Here is an 8,709-nt window from a genome sequence, read left to right as displayed (position 1 = left end):
TTGTGTATGTCTTTTTTTTTTTTTTTTTTTTTTTAAAGAGAAAAGGGCAATCGGGGTGTAGAGAGGTTTCGTGGGCTTGGAGATGTTTATAAGAGACAAAGCGAGACCTGGGCGAAGGTGATCTCGTCGGGGTGGCCGGCGACAGTCTGGGCCTCGATGAGCTCACGTGTGGCGTAGGAGCCCGTACTCCCCGGTGGGAGCGCCGGGCAGAGCCGACGCAGGTAGGCCCGTTCACGGGTGTCCGGCACCGCGTCGGCGGCACGTTCCGGGCCGAGCAGGGCGGACCAGGCGGCCGCCTCGCCCCAGGCGCCCTCCGCGTCGCGCACGAGTTCCTCGACACGGCGGGCCCGCCAGCCGCGGGCGCGGTGGTCCTCGCCCTCGTCGAGGGCGTCGCGCAGCTCGGCGGGCAGCCTGCCCTCCAGCAGGGTGGGATGGGCCCGGGCGAACCGCCGTACGTCCTCGGCGAGGTAGAGCCACACCACGGCGCGGTAGCGGTTGACGTACCAGCGGACGGGGCGGAGGAAGCCGCCCTTGGCGAGCCGGGTGAAGCGCTCCCGGCTGATCCCGATCAGCGCCGCGCCCTCGATGCTGCCCATCAACTCCAGCCGCGCGCGCAGCCGGTCGGGAAAGCCCTCCTCCGCGCGCAGCCGGTCCACGTCCTCCCGCACGACACGCCGGCGCCCGCCGACGGCCGGTGCGGTGCGTACCTCGCCGGTCTGCAGCGCGACCTCGAACTCCTCGGCCTCCAGGCACAGTTCCTCCCGGGCGCGCTGCATGCCGAGCGCCTCCCGGACGACGGTCTCCTTGACAGCCATGCCACTCCCCCTGACCTTCCGTAGCGACCCATCACTGACAGTCACGACGATAGGTCCTCCCGGCGACATCCGCCCGGGCCTGTGGATAACTCCGCTTCACGCCCCGTGGTCGTACACGGTCACGGAGATCCCACGGCGCACGAGCCGCTCCTCGACCGACGGCGCGACCCGCTCCCACCGGCCGCCCGCGAGCCCGCACCCGATGCGCGGCATGTGCACGGACGCGCCCAGCTCCGCCGCCTTCTCAGCCACCAGGGCCAGCCCCGCGTCGATCGCCTCGTACCGCACGGGTACGCCTTGGCTGCCCCTGCGGATGCCGCGCTGCCCGACGAGATTGGCCACCCAGACCCACTCGCCGACGCGGACGAACTGGACGGCACCCAGGGCGAAGTCGTTGCCGGCGCGTTCGCGGTGCCACCGCCGGTACGCGGCCTCGGGTTCCGGCCAGCGGCGGGAGAGCGCGACCACGAATCCCTTGCCCCAGCCGCCCAGGTCGTTGCAGACGTGGACGATCAGCTTGACGCCCTTGCCCTGCGGCGCGGTGGCGTCCCCCCGGACGTACGTGATCCCCTCCATGCGGTCACCGTACGCCCGGGGTCCGACAACGCCGCCGCAGCGGCGGCACGGCTCACAGGGCGCGCAGGCCGTCGATGACGTCCTTGAGCAGCCCCACGTCGGGCAGTTCGGCCGGCGGCACGGGCCGGATGGCCCGCAGGTGGCCGTCCCGGAGGAGGTCGCCGAGCAGCACGCGGACGACCCCGAGCGCGAGGTCGGCGTCCGCGGCCAGTTCTGCCACGGTGAGCGGGCTGTCCCGGCACAGGTCCAGGAGGGCCAGGTGCTCCTCGTCGAGGTGGTCGTCCGGGGCCGTACCGACGGCCGGGACCATGACGGCGATCAGGTCGACGTCACCGTCGGAGTCCGGCCGGGTGCGGCCGCCGGTGATGGTGTAGGCGCGCACCATCGGACCGGCCTCGTCGTCATACCAGAGCGCGCCCTCGTCTCCCGGCGGGCTCGGGTTCATGCTTCATCACTCCCCCGGTGCCGCCGCGTCGTGCCGGCGCGGCGTGACACCGAGGTGTTCACCGACCCGGTGGACCATGAGGGTCATCTCGTAGGCGATCTGCCCGACGTCGGCCTGCACACCGCTGAGCACCGACAGGCAACTGCCCTCGCCCGCGGCCGTGACGAACAGGAAGCCGTCGTCGAACTCGACCATCGTCTGCCGCACGCCGCCCGCGTCGAAGTGCCGGCCAGCGCCCTTGGCGAGGCTGTGGAACCCGGACGAGACGGCGGCCAGGTGCTCGGCCGTGGCACGGTCCAGACTGGTGCTCGCCCCGGTCACCAGACCGTCGCCGGAGAGCACCAGCGCGTGCCTGACGTGCGGCACCCGCTCTGTCAGATCGTCCATCAGCCATGTGAGTCCACTGCTCACCGTCATCCCCCGTTCTCCCCGGTCTCCGCTGTCCCTTGCGGTGCTGCGGCGTCCCTGCCGCGGGCCAGGCCGCGGGCGAACGCCGTGATGGTGGAACGAGCCTCTTCCGGAGATCGTTCCCTTTCCTCTCCCCCGCCAAGCGACTCCGCCGGGCTCTGGTGCGCCCCGTCGTCCCTCAGTTGCGCTACGAGACTGGCCTGCCGCTGCCGCTTCGGCAACCCCGTCCCGGTGCGCCCCTCCTCGCGCGGCCTGGTCGGTCCCCGCCGCGGCCGTGGTGTGCGCGGCGCCGTGTCGGCCCGGTCCGGCCCCGGCGGCTCGGGCACGGCCCGCGGGCGCAGCACCTGCTCGCCGGTCTCCAGGTCGTCGCCCGAGGCGTCCACGAGCACCGACTGCGGGACGAACACCACCGCCACCGTGCCGTCGAACCGCCCGCGGCGCAGGGTGACGCGCACCCCCTGCCGCGCGGCGAGCCGCCCGACGGTGAACAGGCCCAGCCGGTCCGTCTCCGGGAGCTCCGTTCCCGCGCCGGCCTCGCCGAGTTCGTTGTTGGCCTGGGCGAGCCGCTCGGCGCTCATGCCCAGGCCGCGGTCCTCGACCTCCAGGACGTAGCCACCCGCGACGACCTCACCGCGCACCTCGACCTTGGTGTCGGGCGGCGAGAAGGCGGTGGCGTTGTCGATGAGTTCCGCCAGCAGGTGCAGCACGTCGGCGATCGCGGGGCCGGTCAGCGCCACCCGGGGCATGCGCCGGACGACGACCCGCTGGTAGTGCTCGACCTCGCCGACCGCGGCACGCGCCACCTCCGCGAGCCGGACCGGGCGGCGCCAGGCGCGGCCGGGTGCGTTGCCGGAGAGGATCAGCAGGCCCTCGGCGTGCCGGCGCATGCGGACGGCGATGTGGTCGACGCGGAACAGGTCGTCCAGGTCCGCCGGGTCTCCGGAGCGGCGTTCCATGGCGTCGAGCAGCGTCAGCTGACGGTGCAGCAGCACCTGGCTGCGGCGGGCCAGGTTGGTGAAGACGGCGGAGACCCCGCGACGCAGCTTCTCCTGGTCGACGGCGGCCTGGACGGCGGCGCGCTGGGCGTTGTTGAAGGCCCGGCCGACCTGCCCGATCTCGTCGGCGCCGAAGCGCAGGTCGGGTGCGGCCCGGGCGACCGCGGCGTCGTCGAGTTCCTCGCCGGCGCGGAGCCTGCGGAGCACCTCCGGCAGGCGCCTCCCGGACAGCTCCAGGGCCTGATTGCGCAGCAGCGTGAGCCGGCGGGCGATGCCGCGCCCGATGAGCAGGGAGATGACGACCGACAGGACGACGAGGAACAGTCCGGCGAGGCTGACCGCGCCGGTCCGCACGAGCACGTCCATGCCGTCGTCGCGGGCCCGCTCGCCGACCTCGCGGGCGGCGTCGACGTTGATGTCGCTGAGTTCGGCGAGGGCCCGGTCCGCGTTCTGGCGCCAGCGGTCCTGGGAGACGACCAGGCCGACGTCCTTGGCGCCCGCCCCACGCGCCGCGGCCTCCATGGAGTCCAGCGTCCAGGCGACGCTGCCGCCCTCGAACTCGTCGAGCCGCTCCTTGGCGGCCTTGGTCAACTCCGGGTCGACGATGGAGTGCAGCAGCTTGCGCCCGTCGATGGTGCCGATGAACTCTCGGTACTGGCTGCCCGTCATGGCGGGACCGAGCTGCGCGGCGGTGAGCATGGCGTCCTCGCGGGACAGCAGTTCCCTGGCCCGGACCAGGTCGATGACGAAGCCGCCCTGCCGGGCGACCTCGCCGCTCTGGAGCGCGGCGAGCGATCCGCGCAGCCGGAAGATGGGGTCGATCACAGCCGAGTAGCGGTGGAGCGTCATCGACCAGCCGACGTCGCGCTGCCGGACGTCCTCGCGCAGCGGCGCCAGGTCCTTCGCGGCGGTGACCAGTTCGGTGATCCGCTGCCGCTGGGCGAGGTCGAGCTCGGTTCCCTGCGCCTGCTCGCGCGCGTGGTCGCGGACGACCGCGAGCATCCGGTCGGTGGTGCGCTCGGCGCTCTCCAACTCGGGCCCGCCGCTCGCGCCGTCGGACGCCACATAGGCGACGGCGACGCGCCGCTCGACCTGCAGCGCGCGCCCCAGGTCGTCCGCGGGGGTCCCGTAGTAGCGGTAGGTGTCGGCGATCCCCATGAGGGCGAAGGCCCCGCGCACCGAGGTGAAGGTGCTGTATGTCCACAGACCCGCCAGCGAGAGCAGCGGCACCAGGAGAAGTACCACGAGTTGCGTGCGGATGGTGCGGGGGCGCAGGCGCATGCGTGAGGTCCTCGGTCGACCATGGGTTCGATGGGGAGGGGCACAGTCTGACCCACGAACGCCCCCTTCGTGGCGCCGACTGTGACATCTCACAATCCCTTTCCACCGGACGCCCTCAGGTGCGGGACGCGGCGGAACGACGTACCCTGCCGGGCCCCACTCCTCCCACCGCAAGCGCGTTCACGTCGCGCTAACGGCGCGGCATTGCGGGGGAAACCCCGCTGTCGCACGCTGGACGCATGGAACGGGGACAGGTCGTACGCCGGGTCTACGGTCCCGCCCCGGACACGGAGGACGGTTCGCAGGGCGTTCCTCTGGTCCATCGCGACATCCACGGCTACCGGCGTGCGTTCCGGCTGGGCGGCAGCGGGCCGCCGCTGCTGCTGATCCACGGCCTCGGCGACTCGTCGGCGACGTGGGCGCACATCCTGCCCCGGCTGGGGCGGCGGCACACGGTCATCGCGCCGGACCTGCTGGGCCACGGTGACAGCGAGCAGCCCCGCGCCGACTACGCGGTGGCGGCGTACGCGTGCGGCATGCGCGACCTGCTGGGCGTGCTGGACGTCGACCGGGTGTCGGTCGTGGGCCACTCGCTCGGGGCGGGCGTGGCGATGCAGTTCGCCTACCAGTTCCCGGAGCGGTGCGAACGCCTGGTGATCGTGGGCGGCGGCGGTCTGGGGCCGGAGGTGCACCCGCTGCTGCGGCTGGCGGCGGGCCCGGGTTCCGAAGTGACGCTGCCGCTGGCGACTTCGCCGCCCGTGCGCGGGGCGCTGCGGCTGCTCGCGCCGCTGCTGCGGACCACCGGCGGGCTCGGGCTGGGCCGCCACGACTTCGACTACGTCCTGGAGCGCTACCTCATGCTGGACAGCTCCAAGGCGCGTCAGGCCTTCCTGCGCACCCTGCGCGCCGGCGTGGACCTGCGGGGGCAGGTCATCACGATGATGGACCGCAGTTATCTGACGGCGGGCCTGCCGACCCTCATCATGTGGGGCGAGCACGATGGGGTGATCCCGGTCCGTCATGCGCTGAGGGCGCACACCGCGATGCCGGGCAGCCGGCTGGAGCTGTTCGAGGACGCCGGGCATTTCCCGCACCATGACGCGCCCGGGCGATTCGTCGACGTACTGGAGGACTTCCTCGCCACCACCACGCCGCAGGAGTACGACCCGGTCCTCTGGCGCCGGCTGCTGCGGCGCGGTCGGGTGGACGCGCCGCTCTACCAGGAGGTCGAGCCGCCGCACCCCTCCAGCGGGTCCTGAGGCCGTCCGCCGCCGTCCGGGGCAGGATGGGGGCATGGGACACAGGATGACCGAGGAAGAGTGGCGGGCCTTCGTCTCCGCCGGGACGCGTACGGGGAAGCTGGCGACGACGCGGGCGGACGGCACGCCCCATGTGGCGCCCGTCTGGTTCCTGCTGGACGGCGACGACGTCGTGTTCAACACGGGCAAGGACACGGTCAAGGGCCGCAACATCACGCGCGACGGCCGGGTCGCCCTGTGCGTGGACGATGACCGGCCGCCGTTCGCGTACGTGGTCCTGCGGGGACGGGCGGAGGTGAGCGAGGAGCCCGGTCCCTTGCGGGAGTGGGCCACCCGGCTCGCCGCCCGCTACATGGGCGAGGACGTCGCCGAGGAGTTCGGGGCGCGCAATGGGGTGCCCGGTGAACTCCTGGTGCGGGTGCGGATCGACAAGGTGCTCGCCGAGTCCGGTGTGGCGGACTGAGCGTCGGGCGCCCGCCACCGGCCCGGGTCAGCGGATCGGCTTGCCGCCGTTGGCCTTCTTGCCGTTGGCGCCCATCGCCCACCAGGTGCCGCCCACGCCGTGGCCGTTGGTGTCACCGGGCTTGGTGTCACCGGTGTACCAGTAGACGGGCCAGCAGTTGTACGACAGCTGCTTGGTGCCGTCCGGACGGGTGTAGGTGCTGACGAGCTTGGGGTTGAGACCGGCGGCCTCGGCCTGCGCCTTGGTGACGGGCTTGGCCGCCGGCCACTTCTTGAGGCACTCGCCGGTGCAGTTGGACACCATCGGCCAGTCGGTGTCCTTGTCGAAGCGGTACAGGGTGCGGCCCTTGGAGTCGACCAGGATGTCGCCCAGGTTGGCGTCGTTGACGACGGAGAGGATGGGCCACTTCTTGTCGGAGGCGGCGTCCGCGCTGCCGCTGTCGGAGCTGTCGTCCGTACCGCCGGCGTATCCGTCGTCGGTGCCCGAGGAGGGGTCGGCCGAGGTCTCGCTGTCGTACCCGTAGTCGCCGGAGGTGGTCCCGGAGCCGGGCTGCGAGGTGGCCGACTGGGCCGCGTCCTGTTGCTGGGCCGCCGGCGCCACGCTGCTCGCCTGGTCGTAGCCGTTCGACCCGCCGCAGGCGGTGACGAGGAGGAGGGCAGCGGCCGTTCCGGCGACTGCGGCACCGATCCGCTTGTGCATCTGGACTCCTTGCGCGGTAGGGGCGTCGGGGCCCGTGCGCCCCGTCTGGCCACCTGTACGCACCCGGTTGGGCTGCCTCTCAATGCACTGTGAATTCCTTTTTCGGCGGCGCCGTTCTGCTAGGGTGCCCCGCCGCTCCACGGATCGTCAGCGCACCGACTCCAGCAGGCGTGCCGCGTGCATCCGCCCGGCGTGCTCGACGAGGGCGATCAGCACCTCCTTGCCCGATGCGCGGTCCCGTGCGTCACAGAGGACGACGGGGGTGCCGTCCTGCAGGTCCAGGGCGCGTGAGATGTCCTCCGGGCGGTGCTCCAGCGCGCCGGGGAAACGGTTGACGGCGACCGCGAACGGGATGCTCCGGTGCTCGAAGAAGTCCACGGCGGGGAAGCAGTCCTCCAGGCGGCGGGTGTCGGCGAGCACGACCGCGCCGAGCGCCCCTTGTGACAGCTCGTCCCACAGGAACCAGAAGCGGTCCTGGCCGGGGGTGCCGAAGAGGTAGAGCGACAGACCCGCCCTGATGGTGATCCTGCCGAAGTCCATCGCCACGGTGGTGGTGGCCTTCCGCTCCACTCCCCCGGTGTCGTCCACGTGACGCCCGGCCTCGGTCAGTTGCTCCTCGGTGCGCAGCGGCCGGATCTCGCTCACCGCGCCCACCATGGTGGTCTTGCCGACCCCGAAGCCCCCCGCGATGAGGATCTTCAGGGCCATGACCGGCGTCTCAGAGTGCCCGGAGTCCATTGATCACCTCTCGCAGGATGCGCTCGTCGGGTAGGTGCGCGGGTGGTACGGGATTGCTCACCCGTACGCTGCCGAGCGTCAGGAGGTCGCCGAGGAGGACGCGTACGACGCCCACAGGCAGGTCGGCGTCGGCCGCCAGCTCCGCGACCGACAGGGGCTCTTCCCGGCACAGCACGAGCAGCGCGGTGTGCTCGGGCTCCAGCGTGGGGTCGTCGGCGGCGCCGGGTTCGGCGAGCACCAGGGCGATGAGGTCCAGGGCTGCGACGGCCGTGCCGGGCCGGGTCCGGCCGCCGGTCATGGCGTACGGGCGCACCAGGGGCCCGGCCGCGTCGTCGTACCAGTGGCCGTCCGGACTCCGCGGGTGCGCGCCGTTCATCACCTGTGCGCCGGTCAGCCGGCGGCCGGGCCGGCGGCGCCGAGGCGCGGCGGGGTGTGCAGGTGCTCTCCCACGCGCTTGACCAGGCGTGCCATCTCGTAGGCGATGAGGCCCACGTCGGCGCCCGCGCCGGTGAACACCGCGAGGCAGGAGCCCTCGCCGGCGGCCGCCACGAAGAGGAAGCCGTGGTCGAGTTCGACCATGGTCTGCCGGACCTGGCCGGCCGCGAAGTGGCGTCCGGCGCCCTTGGCGAGGCTGTGGAAGCCCGAGGCGACGGCCGCCAGGTGCTCGGCGTCCTCCCGGGTCAGCCCGCGGGAGGAGCCCACGGCCAGGCCGTCGCCCGACAGCACCACGGCGTGGCGGACGTTGTCCACCCGGTCGGTGAGGTCGTCCAGCAGCCAGTCCAGTTCACCGGACCGGTTCGATGCGTCGATCATCCGTGCTCTCCTTCGCGGGGTGCCCGGGCCGAGGTGCGGGCGTGGTCCTGCTCGCCGTCCCCGGGCATCGTGTCCGGACCGTCGTGGTGGCCCGGCCCTCCTGGGCCGGGCCGGGTGCCGCCGGGCTGTGGGGCGAGCCTCGCCACATGGGACCGGGCCACCGGACAGGTGCTGTCCGGGCTGGAGAAGTCCGCCGAGGCCGCCGCACCCGCCGACC

Annotated in this window: 12 protein-coding genes; 2 read left to right on the top strand and 10 right to left on the bottom strand. The window is 72.6% G+C overall.

Features of this window, described 5'->3' with window-relative positions; genetic code table 11:
* Positions 1-86 precede the first annotated feature (86 nt).
* The 5 genes from PV350_RS41275 to PV350_RS41255 all read right to left on the bottom strand — a co-directional run bounded on the left by PV350_RS41275 (position 87) and on the right by PV350_RS41255 (position 4,520).
* The gene (locus PV350_RS41275) at positions 87-815 is read right to left on the bottom strand and encodes a DUF6397 family protein (RefSeq protein ID WP_500338538.1); all 729 of its coding nucleotides are present in this window, start codon (positions 813-815) and stop codon (positions 87-89) included.
* Between the two features lie 96 nt (positions 816-911).
* Positions 912-1,391, bottom strand: coding sequence for a macro domain-containing protein (locus tag PV350_RS41270; protein ID WP_499515459.1), 480 nt, complete (start codon positions 1,389-1,391; stop codon positions 912-914).
* A 52-nt stretch (positions 1,392-1,443) separates the two neighbouring features.
* A complete protein-coding gene (locus tag PV350_RS41265) occupies positions 1,444-1,836 on the bottom strand; it encodes a DUF742 domain-containing protein (RefSeq protein WP_499515458.1) in 393 nt (130 codons plus the stop codon).
* Between the two features lie 6 nt (positions 1,837-1,842).
* Complete coding sequence (locus PV350_RS41260) at positions 1,843-2,253, bottom strand: roadblock/LC7 domain-containing protein (protein ID WP_018562311.1); 411 nt, start codon at positions 2,251-2,253, stop codon at positions 1,843-1,845.
* Complete coding sequence (locus tag PV350_RS41255; RefSeq protein WP_499515457.1) at positions 2,250-4,520, bottom strand: sensor histidine kinase; 2,271 nt, start codon at positions 4,518-4,520, stop codon at positions 2,250-2,252. The genes PV350_RS41260 and PV350_RS41255 overlap by 4 nt, the downstream gene beginning before the upstream one ends.
* 239 nt (positions 4,521-4,759) lie before the next feature.
* On the opposite strand from PV350_RS41255, the gene PV350_RS41250 reads away from it, so the two are divergent.
* Both PV350_RS41250 and PV350_RS41245 read left to right on the top strand, forming a co-directional pair.
* Positions 4,760-5,779, top strand: coding sequence for an alpha/beta fold hydrolase (locus PV350_RS41250; RefSeq protein WP_500338535.1), 1,020 nt, complete (start codon positions 4,760-4,762; stop codon positions 5,777-5,779).
* 34 nt (positions 5,780-5,813) lie between these two features.
* Positions 5,814-6,242: a PPOX class F420-dependent oxidoreductase gene (locus tag PV350_RS41245; RefSeq protein ID WP_500323247.1), complete on the top strand. Its 429-nt coding sequence runs from the start codon at positions 5,814-5,816 to the stop codon at positions 6,240-6,242.
* A 27-nt stretch (positions 6,243-6,269) separates the two neighbouring features.
* Here PV350_RS41245 and PV350_RS41240 read toward each other — a convergent pair whose 3' ends face one another.
* The 5 genes from PV350_RS41240 to PV350_RS41220 all read right to left on the bottom strand — a co-directional run.
* Positions 6,270-6,941: a hypothetical protein gene (locus PV350_RS41240; protein WP_499515454.1), complete on the bottom strand. Its 672-nt coding sequence runs from the start codon at positions 6,939-6,941 to the stop codon at positions 6,270-6,272.
* 147 nt (positions 6,942-7,088) lie between these two features.
* Positions 7,089-7,679 carry a GTP-binding protein gene (locus tag PV350_RS41235; RefSeq protein ID WP_500338534.1) on the bottom strand — a complete coding sequence of 197 codons (591 nt, stop codon included), beginning with the start codon at positions 7,677-7,679 and terminating at the stop codon, positions 7,089-7,091.
* The gene (locus tag PV350_RS41230; protein ID WP_499515452.1) at positions 7,660-8,055 is read right to left on the bottom strand and encodes a DUF742 domain-containing protein; all 396 of its coding nucleotides are present in this window, start codon (positions 8,053-8,055) and stop codon (positions 7,660-7,662) included. The genes PV350_RS41235 and PV350_RS41230 overlap by 20 nt, the downstream gene beginning before the upstream one ends.
* A gap of 14 nt (positions 8,056-8,069) precedes the next feature.
* Positions 8,070-8,492, bottom strand: coding sequence for a roadblock/LC7 domain-containing protein (locus PV350_RS41225; protein WP_499515451.1), 423 nt, complete (start codon positions 8,490-8,492; stop codon positions 8,070-8,072).
* A partial coding sequence (locus tag PV350_RS41220) for a hypothetical protein (protein ID WP_500338533.1) occupies positions 8,489-8,709 on the bottom strand: 221 nt, incomplete at its 5' end. The genes PV350_RS41225 and PV350_RS41220, both read right to left, overlap by 4 nt.

It is taken from the genome of Streptomyces sp. PA03-6a (assembly GCF_033792765.1).
Classification (GTDB): Bacteria; Actinomycetota; Actinomycetes; order Streptomycetales; family Streptomycetaceae; genus Actinacidiphila.
This window is presented reverse-complemented; position numbering and strand designations above follow the sequence as displayed.